The sequence below is a fragment of the Psychrobacter sp. UBA3962 genome (assembly GCF_002385225.1).
In the GTDB taxonomy this organism is placed as follows: Bacteria; Pseudomonadota; Gammaproteobacteria; order Pseudomonadales; family Moraxellaceae; genus Psychrobacter.
Genome location: NZ_DGDC01000038.1, coordinates 1 through 19,485, shown reverse-complemented (window position 1 = coordinate 19,485; position 19,485 = coordinate 1). Strand labels below are relative to the sequence as shown.

The 19,485-nt window shown below is 44.6% G+C and carries 15 protein-coding genes; 14 read left to right on the top strand and 1 reads right to left on the bottom strand.

Features of this window, described 5'->3' with window-relative positions; genetic code table 11:
- Positions 1-224: 224 nt before the first annotated feature.
- Complete coding sequence (locus B3S92_RS09065) at positions 225-1,112, top strand: DUF72 domain-containing protein (protein ID WP_349678956.1); 888 nt, start codon at positions 225-227, stop codon at positions 1,110-1,112.
- A 99-nt stretch (positions 1,113-1,211) separates the two neighbouring features.
- Here the strand turns inward: B3S92_RS09065 and B3S92_RS09060 are convergent, their stop codons facing one another.
- Entirely contained in the window at positions 1,212-1,841 is a 630-nt protein-coding gene (locus B3S92_RS09060) for a superoxide dismutase (protein WP_028859158.1), read from the bottom strand.
- Between the two features lie 583 nt (positions 1,842-2,424).
- Between B3S92_RS09060 and rdgB the strand changes: the two genes are divergently transcribed.
- The 13 genes from rdgB to mmsB all read left to right on the top strand — a co-directional run bounded on the left by rdgB (position 2,425) and on the right by mmsB (position 19,379).
- Positions 2,425-3,060, top strand: a complete 636-nt coding sequence (gene rdgB, locus B3S92_RS09055; RefSeq protein WP_296205154.1) for an RdgB/HAM1 family non-canonical purine NTP pyrophosphatase — start codon at positions 2,425-2,427, stop codon at positions 3,058-3,060.
- A 483-nt stretch (positions 3,061-3,543) separates the two neighbouring features.
- On the top strand, positions 3,544-4,881 hold the full coding sequence (gene tig / locus B3S92_RS09050) for a trigger factor (protein WP_296205151.1): 1,338 nt from the start codon (positions 3,544-3,546) through the stop codon (positions 4,879-4,881).
- Between the two features lie 464 nt (positions 4,882-5,345).
- Positions 5,346-5,972, top strand: coding sequence for an ATP-dependent Clp endopeptidase proteolytic subunit ClpP (gene clpP, locus B3S92_RS09045; RefSeq protein ID WP_208608011.1), 627 nt, complete (start codon positions 5,346-5,348; stop codon positions 5,970-5,972).
- A gap of 145 nt (positions 5,973-6,117) precedes the next feature.
- Complete coding sequence (gene clpX, locus B3S92_RS09040) at positions 6,118-7,395, top strand: ATP-dependent protease ATP-binding subunit ClpX (protein ID WP_296205148.1); 1,278 nt, start codon at positions 6,118-6,120, stop codon at positions 7,393-7,395.
- Positions 7,396-7,621: 226 nt separating this feature from the next.
- Positions 7,622-8,548, top strand: a complete 927-nt coding sequence (locus tag B3S92_RS09035) for an SDR family NAD(P)-dependent oxidoreductase (protein WP_296205317.1) — start codon at positions 7,622-7,624, stop codon at positions 8,546-8,548.
- 277 nt (positions 8,549-8,825) lie between these two features.
- The gene (locus B3S92_RS09030; protein ID WP_414707021.1) at positions 8,826-9,950 is read left to right on the top strand and encodes an MFS transporter; all 1,125 of its coding nucleotides are present in this window, start codon (positions 8,826-8,828) and stop codon (positions 9,948-9,950) included.
- 262 nt (positions 9,951-10,212) lie between these two features.
- The gene (locus B3S92_RS09025; protein ID WP_296205144.1) at positions 10,213-12,225 is read left to right on the top strand and encodes a propionate--CoA ligase; all 2,013 of its coding nucleotides are present in this window, start codon (positions 10,213-10,215) and stop codon (positions 12,223-12,225) included.
- Between the two features lie 225 nt (positions 12,226-12,450).
- On the top strand, positions 12,451-13,938 hold the full coding sequence (locus B3S92_RS09020) for a CoA-acylating methylmalonate-semialdehyde dehydrogenase (protein WP_296205140.1): 1,488 nt from the start codon (positions 12,451-12,453) through the stop codon (positions 13,936-13,938).
- A gap of 117 nt (positions 13,939-14,055) precedes the next feature.
- On the top strand, positions 14,056-14,943 hold the full coding sequence (locus tag B3S92_RS09015) for a DMT family transporter (RefSeq protein ID WP_296205136.1): 888 nt from the start codon (positions 14,056-14,058) through the stop codon (positions 14,941-14,943).
- 101 nt (positions 14,944-15,044) lie between these two features.
- Positions 15,045-16,211 (top strand): acyl-CoA dehydrogenase family protein, encoded by a 1,167-nt coding sequence (locus tag B3S92_RS09010; RefSeq protein ID WP_296205133.1) that lies wholly within the window; start codon positions 15,045-15,047, stop codon positions 16,209-16,211.
- Between the two features lie 120 nt (positions 16,212-16,331).
- A complete protein-coding gene (locus B3S92_RS09005; RefSeq protein WP_296205130.1) occupies positions 16,332-17,114 on the top strand; it encodes an enoyl-CoA hydratase in 783 nt (260 codons plus the stop codon).
- An 11-nt stretch (positions 17,115-17,125) separates the two neighbouring features.
- The gene (locus B3S92_RS09000; protein ID WP_296205129.1) at positions 17,126-18,370 is read left to right on the top strand and encodes an enoyl-CoA hydratase/isomerase family protein; all 1,245 of its coding nucleotides are present in this window, start codon (positions 17,126-17,128) and stop codon (positions 18,368-18,370) included.
- Between the two features lie 43 nt (positions 18,371-18,413).
- On the top strand, positions 18,414-19,379 hold the full coding sequence (gene mmsB / locus B3S92_RS08995) for a 3-hydroxyisobutyrate dehydrogenase (RefSeq protein ID WP_296205312.1): 966 nt from the start codon (positions 18,414-18,416) through the stop codon (positions 19,377-19,379).
- Positions 19,380-19,485: the final 106 nt, after the last annotated feature.

Below are 19,485 nucleotides of genomic sequence, written 5' to 3'. Positions count from 1 at the left end.
ACAGGGAGGTTTGTAATATAAGAAAGCATCACTGAAGACATAAACAAAGAATTATAGCATTGAATGCCAATACATTCACGAATGCTATATGATATAGCCTTCAAGTCTAAAATAACTTTAGAGTCTAAGGTAGCTTTAAACACTAAAGTTACTGACGCGGCGACAAATAGACTAATAAGGGTTGGTATTTGACAGCCGATAAAAATTGGCTTAGCTTATCGCTTATGATCACCCCTACCCCAAACGCTTCCAATGCACTCACCCCAACTGTTTATCTTGGTACGGGAGGCTATAGTGATACCGACATGATTGGCACGCTGTACCCAATTGGCACTAAGAAAACAGACTTTTTGGCCGAGTACGCCAAGCACTATGGCGCTGTTGAGATTAATAGCAGCTTTTATGCCCCCCTGGGCCGTAAGGCTTATGAGGGTATGCTCAGAAAGTCTGAGGGTAAGGTTAAGTTTGCCATTAAGCTGCACCAAGATTTTAGCCATACTTTAAAGGCCACAGCCGAGCATGCCTCCGCCTTTATAGAGGCTCTACAACCTTTGATTGAGGCAGACTGCCTAGCACCTTTGCTAATCCAGTTCCCGCACGGCTTTGATAGAACTCAATCCCATCGCCTGTATCTGGCTAAACTTGCTGACTGGTTCAGTGACTATCCTCTGGCTATTGAATTTAGACATGCCAGCTGGCACATCCCTCAAGTAGAACACAGCTTTCAACAGTTTGGGCTTATATGGTGCAGTGTCGACTACCCACAAGTCAATGGTCTACCTAATTCGCGATTGTTATTTACTCAAGGCACGGGCCAAAACACCAGTCAGAATCAGGTTCCTACCCAAGGTCAAAAGCTGCAAACGCGTACCGGCTATCTACGAATGCATGGTAACAACCTAAACTGGTGGAATGCTCTATCCGCGAGCGAACGTCATGACTATCGCTATACCCCACAAGAGATGCAAGGCTGGGCTCAGGCCATTGCAAATCAGCGCCAACACTTCGATGAGCTTTATGTTTTTTTTCAAAACTCAACTAAGGCTCATGCCTATTACAATATCCAGATGTTACGCTCTGCTTTAGAGCACTTACAGTTCAGAGTTTTATAAAACTTTATAAATAATCAAAATTAAAAAAGGATACCCGAGGGCATCCTTTTTTTGCATTAAGTCAAAGACTTTAGCGCATTGGCATTAGCGTTGAGTTAATTACTCTTCAACACCAGCGTCTTGGCCTTTGTACTTAGCGTTTGCGTAGTCCCAGTTTACTAACTTGTCTAGGAAAGTATCTACATAGTCAGGACGACGGTTACGGTAATCGATGTAGTAAGCGTGTTCCCAAACGTCACAAGTTAGAACCGCTACTTTACCGTGTGCTAGTGGTGTATCAGCGTTTGCAGTTTTCATAATAGACAGTTTACCGCCTACAGAATCAGCTACTAACCAAGCCCAACCTGAACCGAACTGTGAAGTTGCAGCATTTTTGAACTCTTCACGGAACTTGTCGTATGAACCGAAATCTTCTTCGATTTTCGCTTTAAGATCACCAGTAGGTTCGCCGCCACCATTGTCTGGAGTCATGCAGTTCCAGTAGAATGTGTGGTTCCAAACTTGAGCAGCTTGGTTGAACATACCTTGTTTGCTGTCATCTTTAGCAGTTGCTGTGATGATCTCGTCTAATTTTTTACCTTCTAGACCAGAACCTGGTAGCAATTCATTTAGCTTGTTTACATAAGCTGCATGGTGCTTGTCATGGTGGAATTCTAGAGTTTCAGCACTGATATGTGGCTCAAGTGCGTCTTTTGCATAAGGAAGATCTGGTAGAGTAATGTTTGACATATTATTTTATCCTTTGGCTGTGTTAGCCCGGCTCTAAGCTACTTTTTTATTTAGAATTTAAAGAGCTAGGATGTTGCTGCTAAAGCGCATATAACATCGGGCTAAGTGGCTTATTGTTATTAAAAATCCTTGATTGGTATGGCTTTAGCTCATATTTGCTTATAACTATTTGCTCACAACAAGCAAATCCATATAGGCAAATCTGATATAAATACCATTACCTATGCAAGCTCATTGTTCTCTATTCCTCTAGAGAGCCAACCTTGCTCTTGCATAGTTACAATCATACTCTTTACCGTTTTACGAGACAACTTACTACGAAACAACTTGGCAGTTGCTCAGCTGCCGTCCCGAGTTGATTGGGAAAGCTGCTAACCACAGTTAATACTACCTTTGTTAAGCCAGTATGAAATTGTCGAATAAAGACTATAATTGCTAAATCTTGTCATACAGTATAGCAAAGACAGGGGACTAACTCAGTTACCGAATGTTATGCCACGTAGTTAATTTTTTAATTACTATGATTAATAATATTAATCGCTATTCTCATTATTGCCAGTTTTCTAATTAAAGGACCATTAATATGACTGCTACTCCCAACTCAGACACTGCAAACCCACAGTGGGTCTTAGCCAGCAATAACAAAGGTAAATTAAATGAGTTCAAACGTTTATTTACCGCCGCCAATCTAAATATCGATATCGTACCGCAAGGTGAGCTCAATATTGACGATGCAGTGGAAGATGGGCTTAGCTTCATTGAGAATGCCATTATCAAAGCGCGTCATGCCAATCGTATCAGTGGCCTACCCGCCATTGCCGATGACTCAGGCCTTTGTGTCCCTGCTTTAGGCAATGCGCCTGGTATTTATTCAGCGCGTTACGCGGGTGAGCATGGCAACGATGCCAATAATAACGCCAAACTCATTGCGGATCTAAAGCCCCTGCGTCAAGAAAATACCCCTATTACTGGCTATTTCGTCTGTGTACTGGCTTTAGTACGTCATGCTGATGACCCGTTACCTATTATCGCTCAAGGATTATGGCAAGGTGAGATTTTAGAGGCGCCTCAAGGTGAAAATGGCTTTGGCTATGACCCCCTATTTTGGGTGCCTGATTTACAACTCACAGCTGCAGCCATGACTGCTGAACAAAAAAACAAAATCAGTCACCGTGGCCTAGCTATCAATAGCTTGTTACAACAACTGGCCAACCAATGAAGCCGTTGCGCTATAACTCTCTGCCTTTGAAGCGATTTGCAGCGCGAACTAAAGCGTTATATTGAGTAATTTTTACTTTATTTTTACTTTAATTGGCTGATAGACTATACTGTTCTACTTTTATTATTTTATAGCAGTAAACTTTGCATTAATGCAGTTTTGCTAACTTAGCAACTGCCCGATGCAATGACTGCCTTTATAAAGACCTAATAAAAGCTAAATGAGGTGCTCTTTTATACCTAATTGTCGCTCCGCTGATATATAAAGTCATCTCATATATATTGTGGATGATAGTTTGGGTTGTGGGTTAGCCATCCTATCTAGCTTATAGGCTTTAAGGTTGTGTTTTTACAACCAAAAAACCAGTTTTAGCGTTATATTCTTGGCAATTCTCATTGATGATATATCAAGTTTATTTATCTGATATCACTTGAGTATTGCTTATCATTAAAATCAAACGATTAACATACAGGGTTAATAACCATGGCAAAAGATTTACAGATTACCACCAACAAGGTAAATGACAACCAAACACAATTGACAGTTAAAGTACCTGTTGAACAAATTCAAGACAAAGTGGAAGGCCGTATCCGCAATGTGGCAAAAACTGCCAAAATTGATGGTTTCCGTAAAGGTAAAGTGCCTGTTTCACACATCCGTGCTCAGTATGGTGCTGGTATTCAACAAGAAGTTATCAACGACGTAATTCGTGACACAGTATTTGAAGCTATCAAAGCTGAAGACGTACGTGCAGTTGGTATGCCAAACATTGATGACGTAAAACTTGAAGACGAGTTCTTAGTTTATCAAGCCACTGTTGAAGTGTTCCCAGAGATCAAAGTTGAAGGCATCAGCGATATTGAAGTAGAACGTCACACTGCAACTATCAATGATGAAGACGTTGATACTATGATTGAAAACCTTCGTAAACAGCGCCAAGAATTTGCTGAAAAAGAAGGCGAAGCTGCTGAAGGCGACCAAGTAACTTTCGATTTTGAAGGCTCTATCGACGGTGAAAAATTTGAAGGCGGCGCAGCCGAAGACTTCAAACTTGTGCTAGGTAGCGGTCAAATGATCCCAGGTTTTGAAGATGGTATCGTTGGCATGAAAGCCGGTGATGAAAAAACCATCGACGTAACTTTCCCAGAAGAGTATCAAGCTGAAAACTTAGCAGGTAAAGAAGCTCAGTTCAAAATCAACGTTAAAACTGTTGAAGAAGCCAAGCTTCCTGAAATCGACGAAGAGTTCTTAGAATTATTCGGCGTTAAAGAAGGCGGCGTAGAGCAGCTTAAAGAAGACGTTCGTAAGAACATGACTCGTGAAGTTAAGAACGCAGCTCGCAACCAAGTTAAGCAAGCAACTTTTGACGCTTTACTTGAGAAAAACGAATTTGACGTACCAAGCGCCATGGTTGATCAAGAAGTAGATCGTCAGCGTAACCTAATGATGCAGCGCTTTGCTCAGCAGTTTGGCGGTAACGCAAACAGCATCGACAAAGATATGTTGCCACGTGAACTATTTGAAGAGCAAGCAATCCGTGCTGCCCGTCTTGGCGTTCTAGTGTCACGCGTTATCGAAGAGAACGAGCTTAAAGTTGACCAAGATCGTGTTGAAGCTTTCATCAAAGAAACGGCTGAAAACTACGAAGACCCAGCTGAAGTTATCGAATACTACACCAACGATGCTCAGCAGCGCGCTAACATCGAGTCAGTAGTTCTAGAAGACCAAGTGGTTGACTTCTTGCTTGAGCAAGGCAAAGTAACTGACAAAGAAGTAGGTTACCAAGAGCTTCTAGCTTCTCAGCAACAAGGCATGATGTAATTCATTGCTTGCCCTAAAACTTGTTAAATTAAATCTGTTGATTTGATTTAGTAGGTTATTAATTAAAAAATGCCCTGACAATATTGTTAGGGCATTTTTGTCTAAACAGATCGTTTAAAGTTTTCTATTAAAAGCAATCTGCACTTTATTGCCTTTAAAATGGTGTATTAATCATCTGTCATAAAGTAAGATAGCAAGGATAATGTGTGGTTAATGCTTGATTTATTGCTTAGCACCCCAAAATATAAAGAGACAACATAGGCCTGTGCCGTCAGCATATGATAATGACATTAATCTGCACCCCTATTTCACTAACTTAAAACTATTAACTATAAATTGTAAAATTGACCAATAGACAGGGATTATTTATGAACCACCCAAACACCCAACAAGATATCGAACGTATCATAAACAACCCTCATTTTGAGCAGCTTGTGGCGGCTCATGATGCGGTATTAAGAGACATGCGCGACGCAACAGTAAGCGTACCTCAAGCGGCATTGGTCCCCATGGTCGTTGAACAGTCAGCGCGTGGTGAACGTTCATTTGACATCTATTCACGTCTACTGCGTGAACGTGTTATCTTTTTAACCGGTCAAGTAGAAGACAACATGGCTAACCTTATCGTGGCTCAGATGCTGTTCCTAGAGGCAGAAAACCCTGATAAAGACATCCATTTATACATCAACTCTCCTGGTGGTTCAGTAAGTGCTGGCCTGGCCATGTTTGATACGATGAACTTTATCAAACCAGACGTGTCAACTATTTGTATGGGCGGCGCGTACAGCATGGGCTCATTCTTATTGGCAGCCGGTCAAAAAGGCAAACGTTATGCGCTTGCTAACTCACGAGTGATGATTCACCAGCCTTCAGGCGGTGCGCAAGGTCAGGCTACTGATATCGAAATTAATGCTCGCGAAATCTTAAAAATCCGTGACCGTCTAAACCGTATTTTAGCTGAGCGTACAGGTCAGCCATTAGAGAAAATCGAAAGAGACGTTGAGCGTGACTACTGGTTAGACGCCCAAGAAGCCAAAGAATACGGCTTAGTCGATGAAGTATTAGAGCGTCGTCCTGAAGAAGAAAAATAACAACCCTACTCTTCAGGCAGTAAAGCTTTACGTTATCGATTCACAAATTTATGGCTCTGCTATGGGGTCACTTACTGGGTAAACCTAAATAGCTAAGATAGCCTGTACCTATAGCAGAGTATGCAATTATTAAGGAGCGCCAAGCATGGCAAAGGACAAAACACCACAGTGTTCATTTTGTGGTAAAAAGAAAGACGAAGTGGCAAAGCTCATAGCAGCTGATGACGCCAATATCTGTAATGAATGTGTGGCGCTATGCACAGACTTAATTGAAGAAGGTGACCTGGACGCTGTCGACTCAGAAGAGGGCGAGGTAAATACTTGGTTAACCAAAAAGCTACCCACTCCTAAAGAGATTCGCGAACATTTAGACAGCTATGTTATCGGTCAAGAGACCGCAAAAAAAGCCTTATCGGTTGCAGTATATAACCATTACAAACGTCTAAAAGTAGCCGCCAAACTGGCCGAAGACAGAAAACAGGCCAAAATTGGTGCTGACGATGCCATGGTTGAACTGTCGAAAAGTAATATTTTATTAATCGGTCCTACCGGTTCAGGTAAGACTTTACTGGCACAAACCTTAGCCCGTATGCTAGACGTGCCTTTTGCAATGGCGGATGCTACCACCCTAACTGAAGCCGGCTATGTGGGTGAAGACGTAGAAAACATCGTACAAAAGCTATTACAAGCCGCCGATTATGATGTAGAAAAGGCCGAACAAGGCATTATCTACGTTGACGAAATTGATAAAATCAGTAAAAAAGGCGAGAACATGTCTATCACCCGTGATGTATCGGGCGAAGGCGTACAACAAGCGCTGCTTAAACTGATTGAGGGTACCGTTGCTGCCATTCCACCCCATGGTGGCCGTAAACATCCGAACCAAGAGCTTATTCAAGTAGACACCAGCAATATCTTGATTATTGTCGGTGGTGCTTTCTCAGGCCTGGATAAAGTCATTCAGCAGCGCACTGAGAAAACAGGCATTGGTTTTAATGCTGAAGTGAAATCAAAAGAAGATGGCAAGCAGTTGTCTGAGCTGTTTAAGCAAGTTGAGCCAGAAGATTTGATTAAATTCGGTTTAATCCCAGAGTTAATCGGCCGTCTGCCTGTGATTGCAACTTTAGAGGAGCTGGATGAAGATGCCTTGATGCAGATTCTAACCGAGCCGAAAAATGCCATTGTGAAGCAGTATCAGTATCTATTTGAAATGGAAAATGCAGAGCTAACCTTTACTGAGGAAGGCCTGAAGGCCATTGCGCACAAAGCCATGGAGCGTAAAACTGGTGCTCGTGGTCTGCGCTCAATTGTAGAGAATGCGCTGCTTGATACCATGTATGAGCTGCCTTCTATGAGCGATGCCAAAACGGTAGTGGTAGATGAAAGCGTCATTAATGAAGGCGCGGCTCCTAAGATTGCTTAAGCTTAGCTATTATATTTGAAACAAAACGCTTACCCTACCGGTAAGCGTTTTTTTATTGTCACTGCGCAGCAACTGGCTTATGATGAAAGACAAATTTAGTTCCTTCTTTTTCTTTAATTCATGGATGATCAGTAGTATGTCAATTCGCCTAACCCTCCCCCAACACCCTATGTTAAATCAGCTTACCCAGCCGCTAATACAGCGCTTATCGCCCATCACTCCGCTTATGGCACCCCATATCGATGAGTCCCTACTCACTAAATTCTATGCTGGACATGTTGCCGCCATTACCGGTGCCGGCTCAGGCATAGGCCGCGCGTTAGCGCTAAACTTAGCCCAAGCTGGCTGTCACCTTGCCTTGTCTGACATCAATGCCGAAAATCTAGCAGAGACCGAACAACTATTAAAACAGTATAGTGTCAACGTCACTACTGAAGTGCTGGATGTGTCTGACAAACAGGCCGTTTTTAAATGGGCCGATGAGGTTATGCAGCAGCATAACCAAGTGAACTTTATTTTCAATAATGCCGGCGTGGCATTATCTTCGACCGTTGAAGGCGAAAGTATTGAAGAGATTGAATGGGTCATGGGCATTAACTTCTGGGGCATGGTGTATGGCACCAAGGCCTTTTTGCCCCTTATTAAGCAAAGTGTGCAGCAAAGCAACAAAACTCAAAATGGTCATATTATCAACATCTCCAGTCTTTTTGGACTGATTGCTCGGCCCGCACAATCGGCCTATAACGCCAGTAAATTTGCCATTCGCGGCTTTAACGAAAGCCTGCGCCAAGAATTGGATATAGAACGTAGTGGCATATCCATTACTTCAGTGCATCCTGGGGGCATTAAAACCAATATTGCCAACAATGCCCGCGGTAATGAGAGTATTGGTACTTTAGGCATGGCAACCGGCGCTAAAGGCCTAAAAAACTTTAACAAACTGCTTAAATTTGATCCCGATATGGCAGCGAAAATTATCTTGATGGCTGCAGCCAACAATCAAGCCCGTTGCTTGATCGGCGATGATGCTAAAATAATTGATTTGATACAACGCGTCTTTCCCTCTAACTATGGCCCAGTGATGCACAAAACCACACGATGGCTGGCCAAGTCGAAGAAAAAAGCCGCCGCCAAAAAGACGTCGACTAAATAGTTTCCTATTTAAATAACTCCCTATTAATGCAAGTAATGCAAAAAATACGCAAAAACAATAGTTTGCTTTATTAGAGAGTTATACAATTAACCAAAAATTTAAGCTCTTCTATCCTAAGCGAGGACATTTCGATAGCTCGAGGTGTCCTACTGCAATATAAACTGGTCATTTTATGCAAAACAGCTCGCCCTCTCCCCAGTCCCCACCTTCCTCTGTGACCAACACCGCAAGTACTGTGCCCAGCTTTGTGCTTAAGGCTACAGCCATGCTGATTGGCATGTTTGCTTTCTTACAGGTCTATTCTATTCAGTCCATCTTGCCGGTATTGATGCAAGATTTTAATGCCAGTGAAGTACAAGTGGGGATGGCGGTTGGGGCGACTGTGATGGCGGTTGCTTTAATGTCGCCTTTTTTGGGCATGCTATCGGATGCCATTGGTCGAAAATCGCTTATTGTGGGTGCCTTACTATTTTTGGCAGTACCAACGGCGTTAATAGCGGGCAGTGATGACATACATACCCTGACGGTTTGGCGCTTCTTACAAGGCCTATCGGTACCCGGCATTACTGTGGTGACCATCGCGTATTTGGGAGAGGAGTTTAAAGGCAGTGCCATAGCAGAATTAATGGCCTACTATGTATCAGGCTCAGTACTTGGGGGATTTCTAGGCCGCTTTATCTTAGGGCATCTGCACGAATGGATAGGCTGGCGCTCTGGATATTACGTGATGGCTGCGGTTACTTTAGCAGGGGCTTTATGGGTGGCCAAGACCTTGCCCACCTCAAAAAACTTCGTCCCCAGTCCCAAATTTCGAACCGCCTTGGGCACCCTATCGCGTCATCTAACCAATCGTTACGTGGTCTCTGCCACTCTACTTGGGTTTTGTGTGTTGTTCTCATTGGTGGGCTGCTTTACCTTTATCAACCTACACCTGGCGCAAGCCCCTTATCAATTAACTACCGGTCAATTGGCCAATATCTTTGCGGTTTATCTTATCGGAGTAGTGATCACCCCCCTAGCCACCAAGCTGATACAACGCTTTGGCTCGGCGCGCACCATTATTGTTGCGGTATTACTCTCTATGTTGGGGGTGTTAATCACTTTAACCTCGCCGCTATGGTTAATCATTGTCGGCTTATCCATCATGTCCTCTGGCGTATTTATTACCCAGTCGGCAACCATAGGTTATATTGCTACCAATGTCAGTGAAGGCCGCTCGCTGGCATCAGGACTATATTATATGGGGTATTATGCGGGGGGTACTGCCGGAGCTTGGGCTTGTGGACTGGCTTACGCCTATGGCGAGTGGTCAACCACCGTTATGCTGTTAATAGCGGTCCAAATATTGGCCTTATTTATTGCCGCTTTTGGTATGATAAAAACACCGATGCAAAGAGCTTAAAGCACTTTATACAAGGTGGCCTTAATTATTTCCTCACAGAGATTAATAATTAGGTTGACCAATAGTGACCAACTTTGTTAGATTAAAACACTAATAAAACGATATGTTTTGTATCGTTAATAAAAATCAACGATTGTACTAAGTTTATAATCAGGTTTTTTTATTATTCCTTTTATATCACCCTAGCAAGGACTGCTAGTTTAATAAGCAATTGGGCTAACTTTTGGCCCAATTCTCCCTTTTTATAGCTAAGGACAGCCTCATGAATCAATCCAATAGCACTTATACCGCTACCTCAACCGAGTCATTTTCAGACCTTCACAACAGCTCTATTAAAAGCCCAAACGATTTTTGGGCAAAACAAGCCGAGCGTATCTATTGGCACAAACAGCCCGAGCAAATATTAGATGACAGCAAACTGCCTTTTGCCAAATGGTTTGTCGGCGGTGAAACCAACCTATGTTATAACTGTGTCGATCGCCATTTAGAGACACGGGCAGAACAAGATGCCTTCGTCTGGGTGTCTTCCGAGATTAACCAAGAGCTTTTAGACAACCATCCCGGTGTGGCAGAAGCCTTTAAAGCTCTCGACAATCATGTTGAATTTTATACCGATTATGCCAAGCGCCGTTTAACTTACAACCGCCTATATAAAGAAGTGAACTATTTCGCTGATGTCCTTCAGCGCTTAGGCGTTGGCAAAGGGGATCGCGTTGTTATCTATATGCCGATGATTTTGGAAGCCGCCTACGCCATGCTAGCCTGTGCTCGCATTGGGGCGATTCACTCTGTGGTATTTGGCGGCTTTGCAGCCCACAACTTGGCAGTGCGCATTGATGACTCTGAAGCCAAAATGGTGATCACTGTTGATGCCGGCTTACGAGGCGGCAAAATTATTAACTATAAAAATCTAGTGAATCAAGGGGTTGAGCAAGCCAATCATAAACCTGAAAAGGTATTGGTCGTTGACCGTGGTATTTTACCTTTTGAGCCTCAGCCCATTGATATCGATTTCGCCACCGAGCGACGTATCAGTTGTGACAATCGCGCCGTGGTTGAGCCGGTTTGGCTAGAATCCAATGAGCCGTCATATTTACTGTATACCTCAGGCACAACCGGCACACCAAAAGGGGTACAACGTGATACAGGCGGTTATGCTGTGGCGTTGGCCACCACCATGGACTATATCTATGACGGCAATCCGGGAGAGACTTTTTGGGCCATCTCCGATATTGGCTGGGCAGTTGGCCACTCTTACACTATCTATGCTCCCCTACTCACTGGGCTAACCAGTATTATGTACGAAGGCCTGCCGCACAATCCAAACCCAGGTATTTGGTGGCGTATTGTGGAGGCCAACAAGGTCAATATTTTGTTCACCGCGCCAACGGGCGTGCGTATGCTTAAGAAGCAAGATGAAACCTGGCTAACCCGTTATGACACCAGCAGCGTTAAATCCTTCTTCTTAGCCGGTGAGCCTCTTGATGAGCCCACAGGTGAATGGTTATCAGGACATTTAGGAGTGCCGATTATCGACCATTACTGGCAGACTGAGACAGGCTGGCCCATCTTAAGCCATGTGCCTAAGTTTAATCATAAGCCGCATAGAGCCGGCACTCCAGGCTATCCGATGTACGGCTATGATGCCAAAGTATTACATGAAGAAACCGGGGAGCCCTGCCAACCTGGCGAGAAAGGACTGCTTGCCATTGCAGCCCCCCTACCCCCTGGCTGTTTAACCACGGTATGGCGCAATGATGAGCGATTTATCAAGAGTTATTACAACCTATTTGATGGCAAGCAATATTCAAGCTCTGACTATGCAATGATCGATGAAGACGGCTACTATCATATCTTAGGTCGTACCGACGATGTCATTAATGTGGCCGGCCATCGTTTGGGCACCCAAGAAATTGAGGCTGCCATTAGTGAACACCCAGAAGTGGCTGAAGTCGGCGTAGTGGGTATCAAGGATGAGCTTAAAGGCGAGCTACCCATTGCGTTTTGTATCCTGCGTGACCCCTCTATTATTGAAGATACCGAAGGCCGTTTCCGTGTCGAGCAGCAAATCATGGGCGTGGTTGCCAAGTCTCTGGGGGCACTGGCCAGACCGGCTGCCATTTACTTCCCTAAAGCACTGCCCAAAACCCGTTCGGGCAAAATCCTGCGTCGTGCCATTCGCGCCTTAGCAGAGGGCAAGGACACCGGCGATATGTCGACACTTGAAGATCCTACTGCTATCGATGCGGTTAAGGCAGCCTTAGACAGCTATTAAGGGGATAGACGTAGTACCCCTATGAAAATAAAAAAACAGAAAAGCAATGCTCTTGGTAAATACGCAATATTTAACAACTTTTTCTTGACCGATTACCAATTGCATTGCTATAGTAATCAAAAGTTATAATGATACGTTATTTATCATTATTAAAGGATTTTTACCGATAGGCAGAATAAAGACTCGTTTTTATGCCTCATTAGATTAAGAAGATAAGGATATCTCATGCATCACGTAAAACAGCTCATCAATGGCGAATTTGTTGACTCAAAAACCGAACAATGGATTGATTTAACCGATCCCGCTACCCAACAAGTTATCGCCAAAGTGCCACAAACCACCGACGATGAAATCAACGAAGCTGTAGCCGCCGCCAAAGAAGCCTTTAAGACTTGGCGCAAAACTCCTATCAACACCCGCGCCCGTATCTTTTTAACCTATCAAGCCCTTATCCGTGAGCACATGGATGAGCTGGCTGAGCTATTAACCTCTGAACAAGGCAAAACCATTGCCGATGCTCGTGGTGATGTATTCCGCGGCCTAGAAGTGGTAGAGCATGCTGCTGGTATTGCCAACCTACAAATGGGTGATTTCGTTGAAAACGTCGCTAATGGCGTTGATACTTATAGCATCTGGCAGCCATTGGGGGTTTGTGCCGGTATCACTCCGTTTAACTTCCCTGCCATGATTCCTTTGTGGATGTTCCCCATGGCGATTGCCACTGGCAACACCTTTATCTTAAAACCTTCAGAGCAAGACCCAATGGTTACCCTACGTTTGGTAGAGTTGGCCTTAGAAGCGGGTGTGCCTAAGGGTGTATTAAACGTGGTCCATGGTGGCAAACCTACAGTAGATGCCATCTGTGATCATCCCGATATTAAAGCGGTTTCGTTTGTGGGCTCAACTAATGTTGGCCATCACGTTTATGACCGTGCAAGCAAAGCGGGCAAACGTGTACAGTGTATGATGGGCGCGAAGAACCATGCGGTAATCCTACCCGATGCCAATAAAGAACAAACTTTAAACCAATTGGCTGGTGCTGCATTTGGCGCAGCTGGTCAGCGCTGTATGGCCTTATCGGTAGTGGTACTGGTTGGCGAAGCAGGCGCTTGGGTTGAGGACATTAAAGCCAAAGCAGAAGGCCTAGTGGTCGCGGCAGGTAAAGATGATAAAGATTTAGGTCCTCTAATCAGTCCGCAAGCCAAAGAGCGTGTTGAGCGTCTGATTCAATCTGGCGTCGATGAAGGGGCCACATTACTGTTAGATGGTCGCGGCATCACGGTTGAAGGTTATGAAGACGGTAACTTCGTGGGTCCAACGATTTTTGATAACGTAACTACTGATATGCAGATTTACAGCCAAGAAATCTTTGGCCCTGTGCTGTGCATCATGCGTGCAGACTCACTTGATAAAGCCATTGAGATCATCAACGCCAACCCGAACGGGAATGGTACGGCTATCTTTACTCAGTCAGGTGCTGCGGCTCATAAATTCCAACAAGATATTGATGTGGGTCAAGTCGGTATTAACTTACCAATTCCTGTGCCTCTACCTATGTTCTCCTTCTCAGGCTCACGTGCCAGTAAGTTGGGTGACCTAGGTCCTTACGGCAAGCAGGCAGTACAATTCTATACCCAGACCAAGACTGTGACTGCACGCTGGTTTGATGATGAAGCCAGTAAAGGCAAGGTTAATACCACGATTTCAATGTAGTCATTAATACCATAAGCTACTGTGTATAGCCTACCTAATTGAAGGTGTTAGAGCCCTTAGGCGATTAAGACTTAAGGGCTTATAAGAACAAATGCTACACAAGGGAGGCTATACACAATGAAATCACTGATTGCCTCCTTTTTATTCGTTTTTTTGTATGGGTCGGGCTTTGTTGCGACTCAATATGGCCTCCCCTTCGTAGACCCGGTTTCATTTTTGGTGCTGCGATTTGCCATAACGGCCAGTATATTGGGTATCGTCTATTTAATGGTTAAGCCCAAACTCACTGTCACTCGCAGTGACCTGATCCATACCTTTATTGCTGGCATGCTGATTCTGGGACTGTTTTCACTGGGTGTGTTCTTAGCGATAGATTATGGATTATCTGCTTCGACAACCGCACTCATTATCTCGTTTCAGCCGCTACTGGCCAGTGTGCTTGCTCAGATATTTTTTAAGGCCAAAGTATCGGTAGCGCAGTGGGTTGGCTTAATTATTGGGTTACTCGGAGTCCTGTTAATCGTATTTTGGGGACTAAAAACACCCAATGTTATTGGACTTTTAATGGCAGGCTTGGGGCTTTTAGGAATGGCCTGTGGTAGTGTTTACCAAAAGCATTATTGCGCTGACATGCACTTGGTATTTGGCGGTTTTTTACAATCTTGTGCAGCCTGCTTACTGTGTGTGTTGGTCTGGCCGTTTTATAGCGAACATTTTGTGATGTGGACACCAGAGTTTATATTCTCTCTGCTGTGGATGGCGATTGGGGTATCTATCGGGGGCGTTACGCTACTTTATGTGTTGATACGTCAGCTCTCCATTAGTAAAGTGTCTACGTTGTTTTATTTAATTCCGATTGCAGCCCTGGTACTGTCTCTGATATTTTTGGAAGGTCATATTTATAAGGTTCAGGCAGTAGGTATCGTGCTCGTATCGGTCTCTATATTTTTAGTGGCACATTTTGATCAGCGCACGGTTATCGCCTCTGCTAAAAGGGTTAAATAATCCCAAAGCGCTTATATAAACAACTGCTTGAATGAACAACAAAAAACAAGAAAAGCTTTTAAAACTTAGACGACTGTCGATTTATATAGGAATAACAAAATATGGACTTTACATTAACTGATGATCAATTGGCGTATCAGCAAACCGCGCGTCAATTCGCCCAAAAGGAATTGAAATCTAATGCCGCTCAGTGGGATAGAGACAGTCACTTCCCCGTCGATGTGATTAAAAAAACAGGCGAGCTGGGTTTTTTAGGCCTATATACCAACCCCGATTATGATGGCCTAGGCTTACCTCGTTTAGATTCTGCTATTGTTTTTGAAGAGTTGGCTTGGGGCGACACCGCGGTTGCAGCCTATATCAGTATTCATAACATGGTCACTTGGATGATTGGCGAATATGCCAAAGACGACGTCCGAGCTGAGATAGTACCCAAATTGGTCAGTGGTGAATTGCTTGCAAGTTACTGTCTTACCGAGCCCAATGCTGGCTCTGACGCAGGCTCGTTGAGTACCAAAGCGATCAAAAAAGATGGCGAAGACTACTATCTACTCAGTGGTGAAAAAACCTTTATTTCAGGGGCTGGTTCCACCGATATCTTAGTGGTTATGGCCCGCACCGGTAATGCCGGTCCTAAAGGCGTGTCTGCCTTTGTGGTCGATGCCCATAGTGAAGGCATCAGCTACGGTAAAAATGAGCACAAAATGGGCTGGAAAGCTCAGCCTACCCGCACCATCCATTTCAAAGACGTCAAAGTGCCTGCCAGAAATCTACTGGGCAGTGAAGGTGAAGGTTTTAAATTTGCCATGAAAGGCCTTGATGGCGGCCGTATCAATATCGGTATTTGCGCGGTAGGGACCGCTCAAGCTGCATTGGAAACAGCTCTCAACTATGTGCAAGAGCGCAAGCAGTTTGGTAGTGCCATCGCTGAACTACAATCGGTGCAATTTAAGCTGGCCGATATGCTGACTCAAACCATTGCCGCCCGTCAGATGCTGTATCTGGCCGCTAATAAAGTGGATAAAAAACACAGTGACGCTACCACTTACTGCGCTATGGCCAAGCGTCTAGCCACTGATTTGAGCTTCACGGTTGCTAACGAAGCGCTACAACTGCATGGCGGCTATGGGTATCTCAATGAGTATCCACTTGAGCGTCATGTGCGAGATTTGCGTGTGCATCAAATTTTAGAAGGCACTAACGAGATTATGCGTGTGATTGTGTCACGTAGCATGATGCGTGACGGTGCATTAGACAGTTTACGTTAAACTTAGCAAAAACCTTTAGAGCCACTAGCGGCTTATGTAAAGTAGTTTATATAAAGCAACTTACCTAACACTGCTAAAAATACGGATGGCTCAGAACACGGAATGATAGAAGGCAAACCTATGAAAAACTATACCAACTTAGACCTTAATATTGAGGGTCACGTCGCAACTCTAACGCTTAATAACCCACCGGCCCATACTTGGACCGCTGACAGTCTGGCTGCTTTAAAACAGCTCGTGACAGACTTAAATGACAACGACTCGGTCTATGCGCTTGTTATCCATGGTGATGGCGAGAAGTTTTTCTCAGCCGGTGCGGATTTAAACACTTTTGCCGATGGTGATAAAGGCAATGCTATTTCAATGGCGATTGCCTTCGGTGAAGCTTTTGAAGCACTATCCAATTACCGCGGCGTCAGCATTGCTGCTATCAATGGTTACGCCATGGGCGGTGGATTAGAGTGTGCTTTGGCTTGTGACATTCGTATTGCTGAGTCACATGCGGTAATGGCACTGCCTGAAGCCGGTGTTGGCTTACTGCCTTGCGCTGGGGGTACCCAAAATCTACCGTGGTTGGTCGGTGAAGGCTGGGCAAAACGCATGATTTTATGTGGTGAGCGTGTCGATGCCGACACTGCACTGCGTATTGGACTGGTAGAAGAAGTGGTTGAAAAAGGTAAAGGCTTAGCGGTCGCTACCGAATTGGCACAAAAGGTAGCCAAGCAGTCGCCTGTTGCCGTAACCTTATCGAAACAGCTGGTGCAATCGGCTCGATACACCCCCCCTGCTTATAATCTGATTAATGAGCGTGAAGCTTTTGTCAAACTGTTTGATACTGCTGATCAAACTGAAGGGGTCAATGCGTTCTTAGAGAAGCGTAAACCTACTTGGCAGAATAAATAGAGGCGACCGATATGACCAATAGCACCACACCAAATACGGCTTCCACCGAAGCCTCTGTACTGTTTGCCACTCATACTACCGACTCAGGACATGTGATTGGTGAGATGACCCTTAACTCTCCAAAGTCGCTCAACGCTTTGAGCGTTGATATGTGCCAGCTGATGAGCGAGCAGCTTACGCAGTGGCAAAATGATGACAAAGTCGTGGCGGTTTTACTACGCGGCTCGGGCGACAAAGCGTTTTGTGCCGGGGGTGACATCCGTAAGCTGTATGACAGTATGCTTGATAACCCACCACTGCCCAATCCTTACGCCACAGACTTCTTTGGTAGTGAATACGCTTTGTATCGCCAAATGCATTTTTATAATAAGCCACTTATTTTATGGGGCAATGGCATCATCATGGGTGGTGGCATGGGATTGATGGCCGCTTGTAGTCACCGTATCGTGACCGAGACCACTAAGTTTGCTATGCCTGAGATTAGCATTGGTTTATTCCCAGACGCTTCTGGCAGTTGGTTCTTACAGCGTATGCCAGCGAAAACTGGCTTGTTCTTGGGATTAACCGGCGCTTTGTGTAATGGCGACGATGCTCAGTTTGCCAGTCTTGCCGAGTACGCTCTACCCAGTGACAGCTATCCTCAAGTCATAGAAGCTTTGAGCCAAGTGGACTGGGCGACAGGCTCAAACACTCATGGCTTAACCACCAATGCCAGTCATCTAACCAGCTATTGCCTAGCCTCACTGTCACAAAACACGTCGGTCAACCTAGCCCCCAGTAAACTGGCTCAATATTGGCAAACCATCAAAGAGCTGATGGTCAGCGGTGGTCTAAAAGAGATTGATGCCCTAATACAAGATGATGAAGCAATAGCCACACTTGATCCAGAGTTTGCTGCAGACAAATGGGCACAGCGTGCCTTGGCCACCTATCGCGCTGGTTGTCCAGTAACCGCTGCTCTGACTTATGAGCTGTATCACCGAGTTAAAGACTACTCGCTTGAGCAGATTCTGTATCTAGAAGCCAATGTGGCCGTGCATTGTGCCAATAACCCAGACTTTAAAGAAGGGGTTCGGGCGCTACTGATTGATAAAGATAAAAATCCGAACTGGTCCCGTACATTAGAGGCGTGTTTGGATGACGAGGGCAGTCGTTATATAGCCAGTCATTTTGATAATCCTTACCCTGCTGGTGAACACATCTTTGAAGACTGGTTGGGGTTAGACTCATTTGCTGCTCAATCCCTAACCCGCTAACTATCAGTTAGCTTATATTAAAAATACAAAGCCACTTATCCCTATATACTCATCAAGGAGTGATGATATGACAGAGAAAACTAATAATACCCGTATAGCTTTTATTGGTCTTGGTAATATGGGCGGCCCTATGGCCAAAAACTTACTAAAACACGGTTACAACGTCACTGTCTTTGACCTGTCAGAGCAAGCACAACAGCAACTGGCTGATGCCGGTGCAAACACCTCTAGCTCTCCACAAGAAGCGGTAAAAGGGGCTCAAGTAGTCATTACCATGCTTCCTGCCAGTAAACATGTCAAAACGGTTTATTTGGGAGACGCTGAAGCCAATGAGTTGACGCCACAAGGACTATTATCAGACTTACCAAGTGGTACTCTTGTCATTGACAGCTCCACCATTGATGCAGCAGAAGCTAGAAAAGTGGCTAAAATAGCCACCGCTAAGGGTATTGATATCGTTGATGCCCCAGTTTCTGGTGGTACAGCGGGTGCAGAAGCGGGTACCCTGACCTTTATCGTAGGCGGTGAAGACAGTGCTTTTAATCGAGCTGAACCTATTTTAAAGGCCATGGGCAAAAACATATTTCATGCCGGCAGCAGTGGCGCCGGACAGGTCGCTAAGATCTGCAACAATATGCTGTTGGGTATCTTAATGAGTGGCACCGCTGAAGCCATTAACCTTGGGGTTAAAAATGGCTTAGATGCAGGGGTTTTATCAGAGATTATGCTACAAAGCTCAGGACGTAACTGGACGTTAGAGGTTTACAACCCCTACCCTGGTATTTTAGAGCAAGTGCCTTCAAGCCGTGGCTACACCGGTGGCTTTATGAGCCAACACATGCACAAAGACTTGCATTTAGCTTTGCAAGCTGCTGAGGATATCGGCGTTGAAGTGCCTATGGGCGCTCAAGCCACAGCTTTGTATGACGAGCATGTCAAACAGCACAACGAAAAAGACTTCTCGAGCATCATGGCTCATTTCGATAACAGCGTGCTTAATCAATCCTAGTCAGCTAAAATACATTTAGGTAATAACAGCTCCTATAAACAATAAGCCCAAGTCAATTGACTTGGGCTTATTGTTATTCTTTATATCTTATACCAATTCTAAAAAA